The organism is Agaricicola taiwanensis, from assembly GCF_014635245.1.
Classification (GTDB): Bacteria; Pseudomonadota; Alphaproteobacteria; order Rhizobiales; family Methylopilaceae; genus Agaricicola; species Agaricicola taiwanensis.
Genome location: NZ_BMCP01000002.1, coordinates 1,210,751 through 1,228,558 on the forward strand (window position 1 = coordinate 1,210,751; position 17,808 = coordinate 1,228,558).

Consider the following 17,808-nt stretch of genomic DNA (forward strand, 5'->3'; position numbering starts at 1 on the left):
GGCCGCGTGGGAGCGCCTTTCGTCATCATCGGCGCGGGCATCGCAGGCCTTACGCTGGCCTTAGAGCTTGCTTCAAGAAAACTCCCTATCTACCTGTTCGAACGAGCAGATGTCCTAACGGAAATCGGCGCGGGCCTGCAGCTTCCCCCGAATGCCTCGCGTGTTCTTGCCCGTCATCCGGCGGTTGCTGAGGGGCTGGAGAAGGTATCAGTAGAGCCCTCCGCTCTGACCTTCAGGAATGGCATCTCGGGCGAGACCATCGCTTCCATGCCGCTCGGCCGCGAAGCCGTGGCACGATGGGGCTCACCCTATCGGCTGGTGCACCGTGCCGACCTGCAGGCGGTGCTGCTTAAAGCCGTGCGCGAAACGGGCATCCCGCTGACGATGGATGCGGAGTTTGTCTCCGTCCGTCAGGCAGCGACTGGACTGTCTGTCACAATCCGAATCAACGGACGTGACGAATCCCTTGATGCAGCAGCACTTATCGGCGCGGACGGCGTAAATTCGGCCGTGAGAAAAGCGGTTCATGGCGACGGCGCCATCTTTGCCGGCGACACCGCCTGGCGTGCGCTCCTGCCGCATGACAAGACGGCCTCGATCTTCCAGGGGAATGACACCCGGCTGTGGCTCGGGCCCGGCGCGCATCTCGTCACCTACCCTGTTTCGGGTGGGGGAGCCGTCAATGCCGTGGCTGTCACCCCGGGCGAGGTGCCGAAGGCCGATGCCATCGACCGGTGTTTCCGGCGCTGGCATCCTGAGGTTCGCTCGGTCGTAGCCTCCGCGCCCTGGCAGCCATGGCCGCTCCATGAGCGCCCCGCGCGCGCCGGTTGGGCTGCGGGACGGATCACGCTTGTGGGCGATGCGGCCCATGCCATGGTCCCGCATCTGGCACAGGGCGCGGCCCAGGCCATCGAGGATGCCGATGTGCTGGCGCGATGCCTTGAGAAGGCGAGCGATCCGGCAGAGGCTTTCAAAGCCTATGAGAGATTGCGCCGCCCGCGCGTTATGCGCATCCAGGCGGAAGCGCGCGCGAACGGCCGTATCTACCGCATGCCCTGGCCTGCCTCCATGGCGCGCAATCAGGTCATGCGCATGCTGGGGCCGGAGCGCCTCATGGCCCGTGTCGACTGGCTCTATGCCGCCACGGGCCTCGAGGACAGCGTCAACCGCGGGTGAGCTTGGTGGCGATTTCCGCGACATGGCGGCCCTGGAAGCGAGCGCCGTTCAGCTCGTTCTCGGAGGGCATGCGGCTGCCGTCGCCGCCGGTGATGGTAGAGGCGCCGTAAGGACTGCCGCCCGTGATCTCGTCCATGGTGCTCTGGCCCTGGAACGAATAAGGCAGGCCCACGACGATCATGCCGTGATGCATCAACGTCGGGATGAAGCCGAGAATGGTGGATTCCTGTCCGCCATGCTGGGTGGCGGTGGAGGTGAATACCGATCCCACCTTGCCCACGAGCTTGCCCTGCGCCCAGAGGCCACCGGTCTGGTCGACGAAATTGCGCATCTGCGAGGCGACCGTGCCATAGCGCGTGCCGGCGCCGAAGATGACGGCGTCGTACTCCACGAGGTCCTCGACCTTGGCGATGGGCGCCTTCTGATCGAGCTTGTAGTGGGACTTCCTCGCGACTTCTTCAGGAACCAGTTCCGGCACCCGCTTGATATCGACCGTGGCACCTGCCTGCCGCGCGCCCTCGGCGACTGCTTCCGCCATGGCTTCGATATGCCCATATGCCGAATAATAGAGAACCAGTACCTTTGCCATTTCATTGCCTCTTGTGTCGTCATGCGGCGTCGGCCGCCTCGCAACTGAACATGGCAGCCTGGCGCGAACAGGCAAGACATTAAGGCGCATGGTCATCCTTGCAGGGATGCATGCGGCCAAGAAGACGTCATGGCAGAAGCGCGGAAATCGGCCAGAGCAAGCGCTCCGTCCGCGAGATCTTTTTATGGAAAGAGAGGAACCTCCGGTCCAGGTCCGGCAGAGCCGGACCTCTCGGACCGAGGCTTCGAGGGACTGCCGCAGACGCGGATGTCATCCCAGGGCAGGCGGATCAGGGCACGGTGGCGCCTCACGATCATCTTGCATTCCAGGGCAGACATTCCGACCTCACGAGCACTTGCTCTGAATGGGTCTCGATGTCGGCCCTCGTCTACCAGGTTTTGCCGTTCAGATGACCGGCAGCTTTTCGCCAATGCCGAGGATGGCGAGGTCGCTCTTCAGCGGGGTGCGCTTGGCTTCAACGGCGGCGGCGGCGCGAACCGCAGCTCCGAAAACCTGCGTAGCAGCAGCGATACGGCGGGCGGCGAGCATAAGAACATGCAGCATTTTCAGTCTCCAACAGGTTGCTGGCGAAAGATTTCGTGTGCCAGTGTTGAGAGATAGATGCTCTCTTCCTTCGCGCTGCACAACGGACGATATTGCGATGCTCCCATGCTAAAAATGCATAGCGCCTGACCGGTGCTTAAGAACTGACCTTTCGATCCTCAAGATGTAAATTTCCTGGTAACTTATAGACCATGCGGAGAGCCGGAGTTGAACTCTTGCCTCCCCGATCTCGTATGCTATGCGTCTTCGGAATGCCCCCTTGGCGAAATTGGTATACGCACGGCACTTAAAATGCCGGGCCGCAAGGCATGCCGGTTCAAGTCCGGCAGGGGGCACCATTTCCCTCGTCGGTTCTGGCGGACTGCCCGCTATGCTATTATCTCAGGGAAACAGCCATCCGATCGGAGACGATCAATGCAGAAATCAGCGCTGAACCCGCACCCGACGGTGCAGCTTGTGGACCCCGTGTGGTCGCAGGTGCGGCTCGAATCGGAGGAACTGGCGGGACGTGAGCCTGAGCTCTCCTCCTTCGTTACCTCCACCATCCTCCATCACGACACGCTTGAAGAGGCCGTCGCCCACCGCATCTCCGCGCGGTTGGACCATCCCGAGATGGGCTATGCGGTGCTGATGCGCGCTTTTGAGGATCTCATCGGCGACGGTGATGGCTTCGGCCTTTCGATCCGCCGCGACATCACCGCGGTGGCCGAGCGCGACCCGGCCTGCATGCGCTATTTGGAGCCGGTGCTTTACTTCAAGGGCTTCCACGCGCTGCAGACCCATCGTCTGGCACATTACCTCTGGGGACAGGGCCGCAAGGATTTCGCGCTTTACCTGCAAAGCCGCTCGTCGGCCGTGTTCCAGGTCGACATCCACCCCGCTGCACGCATCGGCCGCGGCGTGTTCCTCGATCATTCCACGGGCCTTGTCATCGGCGGCACGGCGGTGGTGGAGGATGACGTCTCGATCCTGCAGGGCGTGACGCTCGGCGGCACCGGCAAGGAGCGCGGCGATCGCCACCCCAAGATCCGGCGCGGCGTGCTCATCGGCGCCGGCGCCAAGATCCTCGGCAACATCGAAATCGGCCATTGCTCGCTGATCGCGGCCGGCTCGGTGGTGTTGAAAAGCCTGCCGCCGAAAGTCACCGCCGCCGGCGTGCCCGCGCGCATCGTGGGCGATGCGCCCTGTGAACAACCGGCGCAAACCATGGACCAGGTGCTGGGCGAAGGGCCGCTTTATTACGACCCGGTGATCTGAACTTGCCCCTCCTCGCGGAGCGTGCGAACAGGGGCCCATCGACATTAAGAGGAGATTGCCGGTGGACAAGGCCGAGCTTCAGCGACTGGAAAACTATCTGCGCCGCCTGTTTTCAAACCCGTCGATGCGGGTGGTGGCACGGCCGCGCAAGAAGGATTCCGCCGAGGTCTATATCGGCGAGGAGTTCATCGGCGTGCTCTTCCTGGATGACGAGGACGGCGATCGTTCGTTCAACTTCCAGATGGCGATCCTGGCCGAAGACCTCGCCGGCTGATGCTTTCTCGCCATGCCCGCGTCTGGCGCGGGCATGGCGCTCTTATCTCTTCAGTTCCGCCAGCATGACCCGCACGGCTTCGGCCGCTTCGGCGAGCCGGGCCTCATCGCGCGAGCGCACCACCACATTGGTGTTGAAGCCCTTCTCGTCGCTGAAGGGATAGCTGCCGATGGCAACCTCGGGAAAAGCCTTCTGCACATCCCGCAACGGCACGGCGATATCGCCCTCCTTGGCATCGGCGCGGATGCTTTCCGACAGCATGACGACGCCCGTTCTCAGCGTCGGGGCGATCTCATCCATCATGGCCTGCATGATCGACGGCACGCCGGCCATGACATGCACATTGCCCAACCGGAAGCCCGGCGCCTTCGACAGTTTGTTGGCGATGAGATCGGCACCATCAGGGATGCGCGCCATGCGCATACGCCCTTCGGTCAGTTCCGTGTCCGGGAAGCGCTCCTTCAGCATGGCGACCGCCCTGGGATCGTGATCGATGCCGACGCCGAAGGCGCGCGCCATGGCATCCGCCGTGATGTCGTCATGGGTGGGGCCGATGCCGCCGGTGGTGAAGACATAGGTGTAGCGCGACCTCAGCGCGTTCACCGCCTCCACGATGGCCTCCTCGTCGTCGGCCACGGTGCGCGCTTCCTTCAGGTCGATGCCGAGATTGGTCAGGAAGGTCGCGATATAGCCGGTGTTGGTGTCCCTGGTGCGGCCGGACAGGATCTCGTCGCCGATGGCAAGCACCGCGGCGGTAATGGTCTCAGGCGTTTCGGTCATGGAAGGCCCCTTCTGATCGCCTGATGTAACGCTGGGAGTGCGTGGGGAACAAGAGTCGTCATGCCCCCTTGCCCCGCACCGTCACATCGGGCCTATGGCCGCCATGCAGTTCACCGCCCCTCTCCTGCCCGGCCGCCTGATCCAGCGCTACAAGCGGTTCCTCGCCGATGTGGCCTTGGACGATGGCCGCCTGGTCACTGCCCATGTGGCCAATTCCGGAGCCATGACCGGTCTCAAGACACCCGGCAGCCGCATCTGGCTGTTGGAAAAGCCGCACACCAAGCTCGGCTTCTCATGGGAGCTGGTGGAAGCGCCCCTTCCCGATGGCCCTGCGCTCGTCGGCGTCAACACGGCCCATGCCAACAGCATTGCAGCCGAAGCCATAGTCGCGGGCCGGGTCCCGGAGCTTGCCGGATACGCCGCGCTGCGGCGCGAGGTGCCGTATGGACTGAACAGCCGCGTCGACATCTTCATAAGCGACGGGCCGACGCCGCCCGCTTTCGTGGAGGTGAAGAACGTCACCCTCTGGCGCGAGGGACCGCTGGCGGAATTTCCCGATGCCGTCACCAGCCGCGGTACCAAGCACTTGGCCGATCTTGCCCGTGAGGTGGCCTCTGGCGCGCGCGGCGTCATGCTCTACGTCATCCAGGGACCGGCCGAGGGTTTCGCCATCGCCGGCGATGTCGACCCCGTCTATGCTGAGGCCTTCGCCTTCGCCCGCAGTGCCGGCGTCGAAGCCTACGCATGGACCTGCGAGGTTTCCCTTCACGGCATCACCCTGGCCGCTCCGGTGCCGATCCTCATGCGCGGGTGACGTGCCCGTGAAGGAACCGCCGTATCCGCCTGCCTGTTAGTCCTGTAGGAAAACAACACAGAGGAAACCCACGGCGATGTCCCCACCAGATGATCTCCGCATCGAGCGCGTGAGCCGGCCTCTGCAGGAGATTTCCCCCGCTGACGAAAGCCGCCACGGTGGCGAAGGGCTGGACAGCAACGCGGAGAACCAGCGCGACATCAGCAAGAGCCGAGCCGAGGCCCGCGCCTTCGAGCACGCGCTCGACGACGAGAAGGAGCGGCAGGAGCACGCCGAAAGGGGGGAGAGCGAAGAAGAGGCCGATGGCGTTTGACCCCGCCCCGCGCCTTGCCTAAAACCGCCGCACATCACGCGCGCGGGTTTTCACGTCCATGTCCCACAACACTTTCGGCCATCTCTTCCGCGTCACCACCTTCGGCGAAAGCCATGGCCCGGCCCTCGGTGGTGTGGTGGACGGCTGCCCGCCCAACCTGCGCTTCCGCTTGACGGACATCCAGCGCGAGCTTGATCGCCGCCGCCCCGGCCAGTCGCGCTTCACCACGCAGCGGCAGGAGCCTGATCAGGTCAAGGTCCTGTCAGGCGTCATGGCCGATGGCGAGGATCTCATCACCACGGGCACGCCCATCGGCCTTCTGATCGAGAACACCGACCAGCGCTCCAAGGACTATTCGGAGATCGAGAAGCTCTATCGGCCCGGCCACGCTGATATCACCTATCAGACCAAATACGGCATCCGCGACCATCGCGGCGGCGGGCGCTCCTCCGCGCGCGAGACCGCCATGCGGGTCGCGGCCGGCGCCCTCGCCCGGCTGGTCGTGCCTGGCTTCTCGGTGCGCGCGGCGTTGGTGCAGATGGGCTCCATCAAGGTGGACCGCAGCCGCTGGAACTGGAACGAGGTCGACAACAATCCCTTCTTCTGCCCCGACCCTGAGGCGGCGAAGGAAATGGAAGGCTATCTCGACGGCATCCGCAAATCCGGCTCCTCCATCGGCGCCGTCATCGAGGTGGTGGCCGAAGGCGTGCCCGCCGGCCTCGGCGCGCCTGTCTACGGCAAGCTCGATGCCGACATTGCCGCGGCCTTCATGAGCATCAACGCGGTGAAGGGGGTGGAGATCGGCGAAGGCATGGGTGCCGCGACCCTCACCGGCGAGGAGAACGCCGACGAGATCCGCATGGGCAACGACGGCAAGCCGCTGTTCCTCTCCAACCACGCCGGCGGCATCCTCGGCGGCATCTCCACCGGCCAGGAAGTGGTGGCGCGCTTCGCGGTAAAACCCACCTCGTCCATCCTCACCCAGCGCCGCTCCATCGACCGCGACGGCAATGAAGTGGATGTCCGCACCAAGGGCCGCCACGACCCCTGCGTCGGCATCCGCGCCGTGCCCATCGGCGAGGCCATGATGGCCTGCGTGGTGGCCGATCATTACCTGCGCCACCGCGGCCAGGTGGGGTGAGACAAGGGGGAACGCCCTTTCCCCCCTCAGCTGATCACCTCGACGGTGGCTCCTTCCCGCGCCTGCATCACATGGACGGCCACTCCGGCGCTGTCCCGCCGAAGCGCGATGTCCAGAGATCCCTCACCCACCTGCAACTGGCGGAGCAGCACCTCGTCGAGGAACTGCGGCAGCGCCGGCCGCGTGAAGGTGACGCGGTGCGCGTATGGGTCGAAGCCAAGGCCCAGCGACGACTGGATCAGCGACAGCGGAGCCGCTGCCGCCCAGGCTTGCGGCGCACAGGCGACCGGATAGAAGGTCGGGCCGTGGCCGCGCTGCCGCGGGAAGCCGCAGAACAGCTCCGGCAGCCGGCGCAGGTCGATATAGGTGGAGGCGGCGAACAGGCCTTCGAACACCCGTGCCGCGTCGGCCGCGAAGCCATAACGGGCAAAGCCGGCCGCGATCATGGCGTTGTCATGGGGCCAGACGGACCCGTTGTGATAGCTCATGGGATTGTAGCGCGTGGCCGATCTTGCCAGCGTGCGGATGCCCCATCCCGTAAAGGCTGAGGGGCTCATCAGAGTGCGCACGACCCGTTCCGCCCGCTCCGGAAAAGCAATTCCCGAGAACAGCGCGTGTCCCGCATTGGACGAGCGAATGCGGCAAGGCTTCTTGTCGCCATCAAGTGCGATGACATAGGTGCCGAGGTCCTCGTCGAAGAAGAAGGCGTCGAACCTCTGGCGCAAAGCTTCGGCGCGGGCATCGAGTTCCAGCGCGCGGTCGGTCTTGTCCAAGGCACGGGCGATAGCGGCGGCGGCCCGCCAGGCGCCATAGACATAGGCCTGCACCTCCACCAGTGCGATGGGGCCCCGAGCCAGGGTTCCGTCGGCGTGGCTGATGGAATCATTGCTGTCCTTCCAGCCCTGGTTGGCGAGGCCCTCGTCGGTGTGGCGGCCATATTCCACGAAGCCATCGCCATCGCGGTCGCCGTGGTGATCGATCCAGCCCAGCGCGGCCTCGATGTTGGGCCAGAGCGCGCGCAGCGTCTCCCGATCGCCGGTGCGCTCCAGATAGGCGCCCGCCAGCATGAGAAAGAGCGGCGTGGAATCGATCGACCCGTAATAGCGGCGGAAGGGCACCTCGCCCAGTTCCGCCATTTCGCCCTTGCGCACCTCATGCAGGATCTTGCCCGGCTCGGCATCGGCGGCAGCGTCGAAATCCGTGGCCTGTTCGGCCGCAAGATGCCGCAGCACGCCGCGCGCCACCTGCGGATCCATCCACAGCATCTCCATGGCGGTGATCAGCGCGTCGCGCCCGAAGACCGTGCTGAACCAGGGAATGCCGGCATAGGGATACAATCCCTCCGGCGTATCCGTCATCAGCATGTAGAGATCGGAGACGCTGCGCCGGACGGTCTCGTTGAAGATCTCGTTGGAGGTTGCCACCGCGGCCGCGCGGGACGAGGAGCGGCGCAGCGCCCGCCGCGCCTCCAGCATGGCGCCGAGGACGCTCCTGCGCAGCGACGCGGTTCCGTCGCCAGCATCATCACAGCCGATGCGCAGGAAGATGGCGCGCGTCTCGTGCGGCGCGATCTCCAGTTCGAACAGTGCCCGCTCGGCCGACAGATCCGCCGGCGACGGCTCGAACCGCAGATGCGTTTCGCGGCGGCGGCCGTCGAGGCCGGTATAGGCCAGCACCACCCGGTCCCTCTCCACCTTGGGTGAATGGTGTATGCCGCGCCGCTCGCGCCGCGTGCCGCGCACCTCGAACAGGTCGGCGAAATCGGCGAGAAAGGTGATTTCCGCCCTGATCCGCTGCGGCCGCACGTCGAAATTCCGGAAGGAGAGCCGCTCATAACAGGCCCCCTTCCACAGGAAGCGCGAACGCCGGATGTGCAGCAGGTCGTGCTCCAACCCGACGCTGCCGTCGTCGGTGTAGAAATCCGGATTGGTGAGGTCGCACGTCAACGCCGCATTGTCGTCGCGCAGCGTTGAGGACAGGAGGATCGGCCGCTGCCCGCCGATGGTCAGATAAAGGTGCGAGAGATAGCGCGTGTCGTTGTGGAAGAGGCCTTCCGGACTTCCAGGCCCGGAAAGCGCATCACCGTTATGGTCGAACAGCGCGAAGGTGTCGCCATGCTTCAAGGTGCGCGGCCGCCGCTCCTGCAGCGACGCGGTGGCGGGGATGAAGAACTGGGCGAGGGGCGCCGTGGCGCCGCCTGCCCTCGTCTCCAACTCGGGAAACACCTGGTTCATCGTGTCTCGTTTCCTTCCTCACGCCACAGCCTGCACCTCGAAGTCAATGTCCGCCAGCCGTAGCTGCGCCCGCTGCGGACGCACCCCGGGAAGCCCGCGATAGATGGCAAGATAATCCTGCGCCATGCGCTCAACCGTGAAGCGGCGCTCAAAGGTCTCGCGCACCTGGGCGCGGTCCAGGTCGTCCAGCCGCTTCACCGCCTCCACCGCACCGCGGAGATCATCCACGATGAAGCCCGAACGCCCATCCTCGATCACCTCGGGCACCGAGCCGCAGTTGAAGGCGATGACCGGCGTGCCGCAGGACATGGCCTCGATCATGACGAGGCCGAACGGCTCAGGCCAATCGATCGGGAAGAGCAGCGCCTTGGCATTGCCGAGGAAGACCGCCTTTTCGCTCTCGTTGATCTCGCCGACAAATTCCACATTGTCGTGGGCGCGCAGCATGGGCTCGATGACGTTGTCCCAATAGGCGCGGTCGGCTTCATCAACCTTGGCGGCGATGCGCAGCGGGAGGCCCGCGGCCGCGGCGATCTCGATGGCGCGGTCGGGCCGCTTTTCCGGCGAGATGCGGCCGAGGAAGGCGAGATAGTCCCCCTTGGGTTTCGCCGTGAAGGGCAGCATGTCGCGCGGCAGGCCATGATGGACGGTGCCGGCCCAGTTCACCGGCGGCATGGGGCGGCGCTGGTCCCGGGAGATGGATACCAGCGGCATATCAGGGAAAGCGCGGTAGAAGGGCTGAAGGTCCGGCAGGTCCAGCCGCCCGTGCAGGGTCGTCACCGTTCGATCCGCGATGTCGCGCATCAGCGGGAAATGCAGAAGGTCGGTGTGGAAATGCAGCACGTCGAATTCATCCGCCCGGCGCCGCACCTCATCCAGCATCACGACATGGTAAGGGATGGGGTCGCGCACGCGGGGGTCCAGCCTGAGCGCCGTCGTGGTGCAGGGCGCAAGCCGCGCGGCGGTAATGGAGTCTCCGCTGGCAAAGAGGGTGACGTCATGCCCTCGGGCGACAAGTTCCTCGGTCAGATAGGAGACGATACGTTCTGTGCCCCCATAAAGGCGTGGCGGGCAGCTTTCGGCGAGTGGCGCGATTTGAGCAATCTTCATCGGCAAAAACTCCTGAGCGAAGCATCGGCAAATGAGAGGATCACAGAGATCACAGAAGAGCCCTGAGGCCGGGAAGCCCGGGCGAAGGAAGATTTGGGAGCGGCGATCGGGGATTCAAGATGACGACGCTGCCGACGCGCGACGGCGAGCTCATTCGCCTCTTGAACTGAATCGCGCCTTCAGCGCACAGTCCGCTCCTTGCAAACAATCAACAGTGCTGCGGGGAGGACTTTTTCATGCAGACCATCGACGACGATACCCGCAAGGCCATTGCGCCCACAGGCAAGCTTCGCGTTGCCATTGCCGTGGGAACGGCGATCTCCGCCGTCTGGACCGCGCGTTCGGCGGAAACGGGCAAGCCCGTCGGCCCCACGGTCGACCTCGCCGAGATCCTGGCGGAGCGCACCGGCCTGCCGCTGGAACTCGTGGAGCTCGGCAGCTCCGGCAAGATCATCGAAACGGCGAACGACGGCATCTGGGACGTGTCCTTCACACCCGTCGATGCCGAGCGCAAACAGGCCGCCGATTTCGGCCCCAACCACTTCCTCGGCATCTCGACCTATATGGTGCCGGCAGGCTCGACGCTGCAGCATGTTGATGACGTGAACCGCGAAGGCATCCGCGCCTGGGGCGTGGAGAACACGGCCACCATCCGCAGCGCCCGCAAGGCCGCCACGAACACCACGGTGCAGGGCGCCGCCAACCTCGACGAGGCCGTGCAGAAGTTCACCGCCGGCGAGATCGATGCGCTGGCCATCGGCAAGGAGAGCATCGAGAGCCTGCTGCCGCAGTTCCCGGGCTCACGCATGCTCGAGGGCCACTACCATGCCGCCGGCACCGCCGTGGTGGTGCCGCACGGGCATGATAAGGCGCTCGAGGTCTTCAGCGTCATCATGGAAGAACTGAAGGCCGACGGCACCGTGCAGCGCATCTTTGCAAAGCACGGCATGCCCAGCGCCACGGTGGCGCCGGCCGGCCACTACGCCTGAGCGCTAACCGTACTTCAGCAGCGACTTGCCGGTCATCTCGGCCGGCTGGTCAAGGCCCATGAGGTCGAGCAGCGTCGGCGCCACATCGGCCAGCTTGCCGTCGTGAAGCTCACCCTTGCGCGAGCTGATGAGGAAGACCGGCACCGGATTGGTGGTGTGCGCCGTGTGCGGCTGGCCCGTCTCCGGGTCGCGCATCATCTCGCAGTTGCCGTGGTCGGCCGTCACCAGCAGCGAGCCGCCCTGCTTCTCGATGGCCTCCGCAATGCGGCCGAGGCCGGCATCGACCGTCTCCACCGCCTCCACCGCAGCGGCCAGAATGCCGGTGTGGCCCACCATGTCGGGGTTGGCGAAGTTCAGCACCACGAGGTCATATTTGCCTGAAGTAATGGCCTCCACCGCCTTGCCGGTCAGCTCGGGCGCGGACATGGAGGGCTGCAGGTCATAGGTCGCGACCTTCGGGCTCGGCACCATGATGCGGTCTTCGCCGGGGTAAGGCGTCTCCTCGCCGCCGTTGAAGAAATAGGTGACATGCGGATATTTCTCGGTCTCCGCCATGCGCACCTGGGTCTTGCCGGCTTTCGCCACGGTCTCTCCCAGCCCGTTCGCCAGCGTCTGCGGCGGAAAAAGCACCTTCATGCGCTGGTCAAGCTCGGAGGAATAGGAGGTCATGCCTGCGGCAAGGGCAAAGCGCGGCACCCGGCCCCGGTCAAAGCCCTGGAAGTCCGGGTCCAGCATGGCGTCCAGCAGCTGGCGGATGCGGTCGGCGCGGAAGTTGAAGCTCAGCAGCGCATCGCCATCCTTCATGCCGGCATAGTGGCCGATCACGGAAGCGGGCAGGAACTCATCGGTCTTGCCTGCGGCATAGCCGGCCCGGATCGCCTCATCGGCGCTGGCAAAATGCTGCCCCTGCCCATGCACCATGGCATTGAAGGCCTGCGACACGCGCTCCCAGCGGTTGTCGCGGTCCATGGCGTAATAGCGCCCGGTGACACTGGCGATGGGCACATCCTTCGGCAGCGCCGCCTCCAGCGCCTTCACATAATCCGCGCCGGCGCTGGGCGGCGTGTCGCGCCCATCGGTGAAGACATGCACCACGGCGGGGATGCCGGCGCGCGCCAGGATCTGTGCCAGCGCCGCCGCATGGTCCTGATGCGCATGGACGCCGCCCGGCGAGATAAGCCCGAGGATATGGCAGGTGCCGCCGGTCTTCTTCAGCGCCGCCGGCAGCCCGGTCGCCTCCAGCGCCTGGGCCAGCCCCTCACCCGCCATGGCCTCATTGATGCGCGGCAGATCCTGCATCACCACCCGCCCGGCCCCGAGGTTGAGGTGCCCCACCTCGGAATTGCCCATCTGCCCCTGCGGCAGGCCCACATCCCCGCCGAAGGTGCGCAGGAAGGCGTGCGGGCAGTTCGCCCAGAAGCGATCGAAGTTCGGCGTTTTCGCCTGCAGCACCGCATTATCAGCCGCCTCCTCACGCCAGCCCCAGCCATCGAGGATCATGAGCATGGTGGGGATCTTGGCGGGCATGGCAGGGCTCCGGGGTGGGGTTAGGAGGCGCTTAGCATTTGGGGGTGGTTGTGGGCAATGGGAAGGGCCACGTCCATAAAGGACATCCCGTTGGGGCTTCAGCGCGCCCAGCCATTCAAGACTTTACGACTGAGGAGCTTCCAGATGATGCCGATAGACGAACGGGCGAAGCGATACCTGCGATTCATCGAAAACTTCGATTGACATAAGAAAAAAAATAGAACAAAACATGAACATCGCCAACTGAGTGGTCGACGGCACGAATCGCCGACGGCGGCTGCTCACAGGGAAACTGGCCATGCTACAAGGTGATATTAACGGTCGGGAAACGATAATACTCGATCTTGCGAGACTGAACACCTAAGGTAAGAAAAGCCTCAGTATGTGGGACTGAAGGAGATTCCATGCTTGCCCGCCCCGACGATGCTCCGTCACCGTCCCAAGATTTCCTGAAGTTCGTCGGCGATCGTAAGTTCGCAACGATTTTGGCTGACCCGCCATGGCAATTTGTAAACCGAACCGGCAAAGTTGCACCGGAACATAAACGTCTGTCGCGCTACGGCACGATGGCTCTTCCTGAGATAATGGAGTTGCCTGTAGCAGACGCATGCGCATCAACTGCGCATCTGTATCTGTGGGTTCCCAATGCGTTGCTACCCGAGGGCCTACAAGTCATGAAGGCATGGGGCTTTCATTACAAATCCAATATCGTGTGGCACAAGGTTCGTAAAGATGGCGGGTCCGACGGTCGTGGCGTCGGCTTCTATTTCCGAAATGTCACCGAACTGATCTTGTTTGGCGTTCGAGGCAAGAATGCTCGAACGCTGGACGCAGGCCGTTCGCAGGTCAACTATCTCTCATCGCGCAAGCGCGAACACTCTCGTAAGCCAGACGAGCAGTATTCATTGATCGAGTCATGCTCGCCGGGCCCTTATCTTGAAATGTTTGGCCGCGGCGTTCGATCAAAGTGGGAAACCTGGGGTAATCAGGCAGACGATACCTATGAACCCTCTTGGAAAACCTACAGTTACAACTCCGCCACCCATCGTGTCGCGGCCGAGTGATTACTCTTCAGCCGACGCAATACCCTCTTCTATTAACGCGTCGGCTTCGTCCTCTATGTCAATCAGTTGCAAGCCTTCATCGAAAGTCACTATGCTCGATGGCAGGCCCACCAAAACCAACGGACACGGGTTTCCTACGCCACGATGAACTCGATCCTCGAGTTTAGACCAGTGGGTTGTTGCCATACCGTACTTGTCGGAGACAAACTGACCAGCCCAAGCTTCCTCGTAGGACTGCCCTGCGCGAATGCGGCGCTCAACTTCCCTGTTCTGCCGAGCGGTACGGCTCATTCCGAAGGCCGTGACTGCAGCGTGAGAGTTCAGACGGCGTTCGGCAGCAAACCGCTGCACCATCGCCTTCAACTCATCCTGCATCGAACTGCCGCGGGTGACTATGACACCGACTGAAATTGCGCCATCGGCATGAAGGCGTTTGAAATTTTCTAAATCGCGGTCGAAGAAGGGATCTTTATTGTTCCATTCGATCTCACAGGCGACAACGCCGGCTTCAAATGCCTTTACGTGGTCAATCTCATGCGAGATGGCCTCTCTGGCTACGCCGTTGATGCGCTTCTCGACAATGAAATTCATCTTGGTCCAGCCAAGCTCGGCAAGTGCTCGTCGGAGACGTTGGGTCCCCTGAGACTCCCCCCCACCTGAGCCCACTATTTCCTCGATCGGGATGGACAGACACCCTATAGCATCTTCAAGTTCGGCAACAGCATCAGGAAAATCGACACTCAGAATAGCACGAGCATGTGAGTGGATTTCGACTTGAAAGCCGCGGGCAATCAGGGCGTCAAACATAAACTCATTCGCAGGTTGATTCGTAACTCAACTGTACCACGGCTCGGGACAAAGGCATGACTCGACTATTCCTTCGGTCCTTCCGCCGGTCCAAGCGGAATGAACGACTTTGAAAAGTTAGTTGCGGTCGTTGGCGGAACAATCAACTCAAGGTCAGGAAAATACTTTAGAAAATCTTTTTGATTATTCGTCATCAAGGGCGCCTTCTCCTGCGAGGCCTCTGCCCCAATAAAAAAGTCAGGCAGAAGACTATTTTTTGGACCCCTGTTGACGCCTTTGTATTTCAGATAAGCGCGTCCCGCACCTACTAGAGCCTCATCGCTCCCAGGATATCTTTCTACGCCCAACACACCCAGAGCGTGATTAACCTCGGCAACATCTCTGAAAGTCACACTAATTTCCGAATAGACCACATCAGATATAATGACTGGTCCCTGCTGCTTGCGGATGTTGAACTGATCGACAGCCCACTGGTGATTAGACTCGGCCGCTTTGATCAGAGAAATCAGAATGCTGGAATCCAAGAAAGTCGTCATTCTCCCCTCATCAGTTTCATAAGCTGCTCCGCAGTCATGCTTGGCTCAATATTTTCTTTCTTTAACCTGTTGAGCGCTGCTTGCGTCTTCCGTTTGACAAACTCTTCAAGATCAAACTCCTCCAGATCATCGGGAGAAAGATCATCGAAACCAGCGTACTTTGCCAGCATGGCGCATGCGGGTGGAATACTCTTCAGGATTCGAGGGTTTGTCATATGAACGGCACCGCGAGGACGCGGATCGTTAGCTACGAAGAATTGAATGTCGGGAAGTAACATCCCGGTTCGCTCTTTCGTCGCTTTTTCCGAAAACCTGCTTCGTCCCCCGCAAGCGTCGTAAAGATTGACAAGATGCTTGATCGCGAGCTTTTTTTCTAACGTGGCTTTACCGGTGAGTTCCATGAAGCCGTATCGCTCGAGGTGTCGCCCATAATCCGACGGCGACGTCGCTTTTCTGTCAAGTAGACGATCTTCAACGATCCTATCCAGCGCAAGGAAGAGGCAATCGACCCACCATCTTTCGATCCGCGCACTGTCCATCTCGCTGAGGCGCCCGCCAATAAACAAGTAGTTAAGGTTGGTCGCCAATTTCCGCGTTGTTTCTGCCCGATAGCGTGGATCGCCTTTAACGAAGTTTTCGATATCGTCGGCACTGACCAGCTTGGTTTGCCAGTTTAGTATGCCGGCAATATGCTCCTTCACATAGGCATTTGCCCAGAGAGCAGGACGTCTTTGCTCCGCACGAGCTCCGGTCCACCGCCCTGCGAGGCTTAAAATGAATGCAAATAGAGCAAGTTTATCAAACCTTGGTGAGTGGGAATAGTTTAAAGCCTGAAAGACTAATTCATCTGCGCACAGTAAGTTAACACCATCTACTGTCTTGTTAAAAAGAAAAAAGTTGATCGGGATATAATCTGGTCGTCCGGATGAGCGAACTCGACCGCGAAACTCCTCGCGTGGGACATCTTTCATCTCATTGGTAAAACCAAGGCGAATAATTTCATGAAGCTCGGACAATCCGGCCGACGGCTTTCCCCAACTGAAGTTCTTAGTAAAACTCCCTGGTCGCCATATGTCAGTTTCGTTCGCCATCGCCGCTCATAAATAAATCTTTTTGATTATTCTATCGCGATGCTTGAAACATGCAACTGTCCAACGGACTAAATGGTCGGAAGCCATGGGTTATAGCGATAGGAACGCATATCTTGGCTGGCGCCGGAGGGGCCTATTGGCGGTGGTATGCACTAGAGATCTTAATGGAAACAAAGGGTTGGACGATGAAACTAAGATCACGCCTCCACTCTAGCCCTTGTTTGGCAGCCCGCTGGGATCCAGCTCTACTGCTGCATCCCCTCACCCCAACCACCGCTGGAACCAGTCCACCGTCCGCTCCCAAGCAAGCTTCGCCGCGGCCTCGTCGTACCTCGGGGTCGTGTCGTTGTGGAAGCCGTGGTTCACGCCGAGATAGATGTGCGCCTCATAGGTCTTGCCGGCCTCCTTCAGCGCCTTCTCGTAAGCGGGCCAGCCTTCGTTGATGCGGGTGTCGAGCTCGGCGTAATGGATGAGGAGCGGCGCCTTGATGCGGGCGACGTCTTCCGGTTTAGGCTGGCGGCCATAGAAGGGCACGGCGGCGCCGAGTTCCGGATAGGCCACGGCGGCCGCATTGGCGACGCCGCCGCCGTAGCAGAAGCCGGTGATGCCCACCTTGCCCGTCGTCGCCTCATGCTCCATCAGGAATTCGATGGCCGCGAAGAAGTCGTTCATCAGCTTTTCGGGATCGACCTTGGCCTGCAGCTCGCGGCCCTTCTCGTCATCTCCCGGATAGCCACCGACGGAGGTGAGGCCGTCGGGCGCCAGGGCGATGAAGCCGGCCTTCGCCAGCCGGCGGGCGACATCCTCGATGTAGGGGTTGAGGCCGCGGTTCTCATGCACCACCACGACGCCGGGCCGCTTGCCCTCGGTCTTCGCCGGGCGCACCAGATAGCCCCTCACCTCGCCATGGCCGTTGGGTGCCGGGTAGGTGATGCGCTCGGCCACGATGTCGGGATCGGTCGCCGGCACTTGCTGCGCCAGCGCGTAATCGGGGCTGAGGGAGGCGAGGATGGCGGCAGCCGTCAGGCCGCCGACGGCGAACTTGCCGGCACGGTCCAGAAACTCGCGCTTGGTGATGCGGCCGTGGGCGTAATAGTCGTAGAGCTCCAGAAGCTCCTGCGGGAAATGTTTTGCCGTGAGACGGGTCATGCCTGCGCTTCCTCCGGTGCGGTTTTGGGGGAGGTTAGCATAGCGGATCAGCCGGGTTCGAATCCCTCCGTTTCCACCATCACGACGAAACATTCTCCGAGGCCGGGACGTTGAGGCACAGCACAGCTTTGGAGTGAGCATGCCACCGCCCCCTGACAATCCTCCGACGCGGAGAAAACTGAAGGGCCTCGGCGGCGCGGCCGTCCTCATCCTCGTCGTGGCTGTGGTGATCTTCGTCGGGTACAATCTCTGGTACGTGATGAACCCGCCAGCTTAAGTCAGGTGCGCGGAGGGTGTGGCTTATCCTTCGAGACGCCGCCTGCGGCGGCCCTCAGGATGAGGGCGGCGGTTTTGGCTGGCCGCTTATGCCGGTGCCAAGCACACGAACCTCAT

General features: G+C 62.3%; 19 protein-coding genes and 1 tRNA gene. 10 read left to right on the top strand and 10 right to left on the bottom strand.

Translation table 11 applies throughout. The features are described 5' to 3' along the window. The first annotated feature begins 6 nt into the window (after positions 1-6). Positions 7-1,176: an FAD-dependent monooxygenase gene (locus IEV58_RS13285; protein WP_188410190.1), complete on the top strand. Its 1,170-nt coding sequence runs from the start codon at positions 7-9 to the stop codon at positions 1,174-1,176. On the opposite strand, the gene wrbA is transcribed toward IEV58_RS13285, so the two are convergent. Continuing rightward, positions 1,163-1,765 (bottom strand): NAD(P)H:quinone oxidoreductase, encoded by a 603-nt coding sequence (gene wrbA, locus IEV58_RS13290; protein ID WP_188410191.1) that lies wholly within the window; start codon positions 1,763-1,765, stop codon positions 1,163-1,165. The two genes, IEV58_RS13285 and wrbA, sit on opposite strands and share 14 nt — an antisense overlap. A 405-nt stretch (positions 1,766-2,170) precedes the next feature. Then, positions 2,171-2,329 (bottom strand): hypothetical protein, encoded by a 159-nt coding sequence (locus IEV58_RS13295; protein WP_188410324.1) that lies wholly within the window; start codon positions 2,327-2,329, stop codon positions 2,171-2,173. Positions 2,330-2,582: 253 nt separating this feature from the next. Here IEV58_RS13295 and IEV58_RS13300 point away from each other — a divergent pair. The 3 genes from IEV58_RS13300 (at position 2,583) to IEV58_RS13310 (ending at position 3,860) form a co-directional block, all read left to right on the top strand. Next, positions 2,583-2,667, top strand: a tRNA-Leu gene (locus IEV58_RS13300). 76 nt (positions 2,668-2,743) lie between these two features. Continuing rightward, positions 2,744-3,586 (top strand): serine O-acetyltransferase, encoded by an 843-nt coding sequence (gene cysE / locus IEV58_RS13305; RefSeq protein WP_188410192.1) that lies wholly within the window; start codon positions 2,744-2,746, stop codon positions 3,584-3,586. A 61-nt stretch (positions 3,587-3,647) separates the two neighbouring features. Next, a complete protein-coding gene (locus tag IEV58_RS13310) occupies positions 3,648-3,860 on the top strand; it encodes a DUF3126 family protein (protein WP_188410193.1) in 213 nt (70 codons plus the stop codon). A gap of 42 nt (positions 3,861-3,902) precedes the next feature. Here IEV58_RS13310 and IEV58_RS13315 read toward each other — a convergent pair whose 3' ends face one another. Further along, positions 3,903-4,640: a competence/damage-inducible protein A gene (locus IEV58_RS13315; protein WP_188410194.1), complete on the bottom strand. Its 738-nt coding sequence runs from the start codon at positions 4,638-4,640 to the stop codon at positions 3,903-3,905. A gap of 103 nt (positions 4,641-4,743) precedes the next feature. Between IEV58_RS13315 and sfsA the strand changes: the two genes are divergently transcribed. The 3 genes from sfsA to aroC all read left to right on the top strand — a co-directional run bounded on the left by sfsA (position 4,744) and on the right by aroC (position 6,908). After that, positions 4,744-5,454, top strand: coding sequence for a DNA/RNA nuclease SfsA (gene sfsA, locus IEV58_RS13320; RefSeq protein ID WP_188410195.1), 711 nt, complete (start codon positions 4,744-4,746; stop codon positions 5,452-5,454). Between the two features lie 76 nt (positions 5,455-5,530). Beyond that, positions 5,531-5,767 (top strand): hypothetical protein, encoded by a 237-nt coding sequence (locus IEV58_RS13325; RefSeq protein ID WP_188410196.1) that lies wholly within the window; start codon positions 5,531-5,533, stop codon positions 5,765-5,767. 58 nt (positions 5,768-5,825) lie between these two features. Further along, entirely contained in the window at positions 5,826-6,908 is a 1,083-nt protein-coding gene (aroC, locus tag IEV58_RS13330) for a chorismate synthase (RefSeq protein WP_188410197.1), read from the top strand. A gap of 26 nt (positions 6,909-6,934) precedes the next feature. On the opposite strand, the gene IEV58_RS13335 is transcribed toward aroC, so the two are convergent. After that, positions 6,935-9,142 (bottom strand): amylo-alpha-1,6-glucosidase, encoded by a 2,208-nt coding sequence (locus IEV58_RS13335; RefSeq protein ID WP_188410198.1) that lies wholly within the window; start codon positions 9,140-9,142, stop codon positions 6,935-6,937. 18 nt (positions 9,143-9,160) lie between these two features. After that, entirely contained in the window at positions 9,161-10,252 is a 1,092-nt protein-coding gene (locus IEV58_RS13340) for a glycosyltransferase family 4 protein (protein WP_188410199.1), read from the bottom strand. A 236-nt stretch (positions 10,253-10,488) separates the two neighbouring features. On the opposite strand from IEV58_RS13340, the gene IEV58_RS13345 reads away from it, so the two are divergent. Then, positions 10,489-11,241 carry a transporter substrate-binding domain-containing protein gene (locus tag IEV58_RS13345; RefSeq protein ID WP_188410200.1) on the top strand — a complete coding sequence of 251 codons (753 nt, stop codon included), beginning with the start codon at positions 10,489-10,491 and terminating at the stop codon, positions 11,239-11,241. Positions 11,242-11,244: 3 nt separating this feature from the next. On the opposite strand, the gene gpmI is transcribed toward IEV58_RS13345, so the two are convergent. Next, positions 11,245-12,768, bottom strand: coding sequence for a 2,3-bisphosphoglycerate-independent phosphoglycerate mutase (gene gpmI, locus IEV58_RS13350; protein WP_188410201.1), 1,524 nt, complete (start codon positions 12,766-12,768; stop codon positions 11,245-11,247). 404 nt (positions 12,769-13,172) lie between these two features. On the opposite strand from gpmI, the gene IEV58_RS13355 reads away from it, so the two are divergent. After that, the gene (locus IEV58_RS13355) at positions 13,173-13,832 is read left to right on the top strand and encodes an MT-A70 family methyltransferase (RefSeq protein ID WP_188410202.1); all 660 of its coding nucleotides are present in this window, start codon (positions 13,173-13,175) and stop codon (positions 13,830-13,832) included. Here the strand turns inward: IEV58_RS13355 and IEV58_RS13360 are convergent, their stop codons facing one another. From IEV58_RS13360 to yghX, 4 genes are all read right to left on the bottom strand, one after another. After that, on the bottom strand, positions 13,833-14,639 hold the full coding sequence (locus tag IEV58_RS13360; protein ID WP_188410203.1) for a BglII/BstYI family type II restriction endonuclease: 807 nt from the start codon (positions 14,637-14,639) through the stop codon (positions 13,833-13,835). 65 nt (positions 14,640-14,704) lie between these two features. Continuing rightward, on the bottom strand, positions 14,705-15,175 hold the full coding sequence (locus IEV58_RS13365) for a type II toxin-antitoxin system VapC family toxin (protein WP_188410204.1): 471 nt from the start codon (positions 15,173-15,175) through the stop codon (positions 14,705-14,707). Continuing rightward, a complete protein-coding gene (locus tag IEV58_RS13370; RefSeq protein WP_188410205.1) occupies positions 15,172-16,266 on the bottom strand; it encodes a hypothetical protein in 1,095 nt (364 codons plus the stop codon). Before IEV58_RS13370 ends, IEV58_RS13365 begins: the two co-directional genes overlap by 4 nt. A 261-nt stretch (positions 16,267-16,527) precedes the next feature. After that, on the bottom strand, positions 16,528-17,415 hold the full coding sequence (gene yghX, locus IEV58_RS13375; protein ID WP_188410206.1) for a YghX family hydrolase: 888 nt from the start codon (positions 17,413-17,415) through the stop codon (positions 16,528-16,530). A gap of 139 nt (positions 17,416-17,554) precedes the next feature. Here yghX and IEV58_RS13380 point away from each other — a divergent pair, with 139 nt between their 5' ends. Next, on the top strand, positions 17,555-17,692 hold the full coding sequence (locus IEV58_RS13380; protein WP_188410207.1) for a hypothetical protein: 138 nt from the start codon (positions 17,555-17,557) through the stop codon (positions 17,690-17,692). The last annotated feature ends 116 nt before the right edge of the window (positions 17,693-17,808 follow it).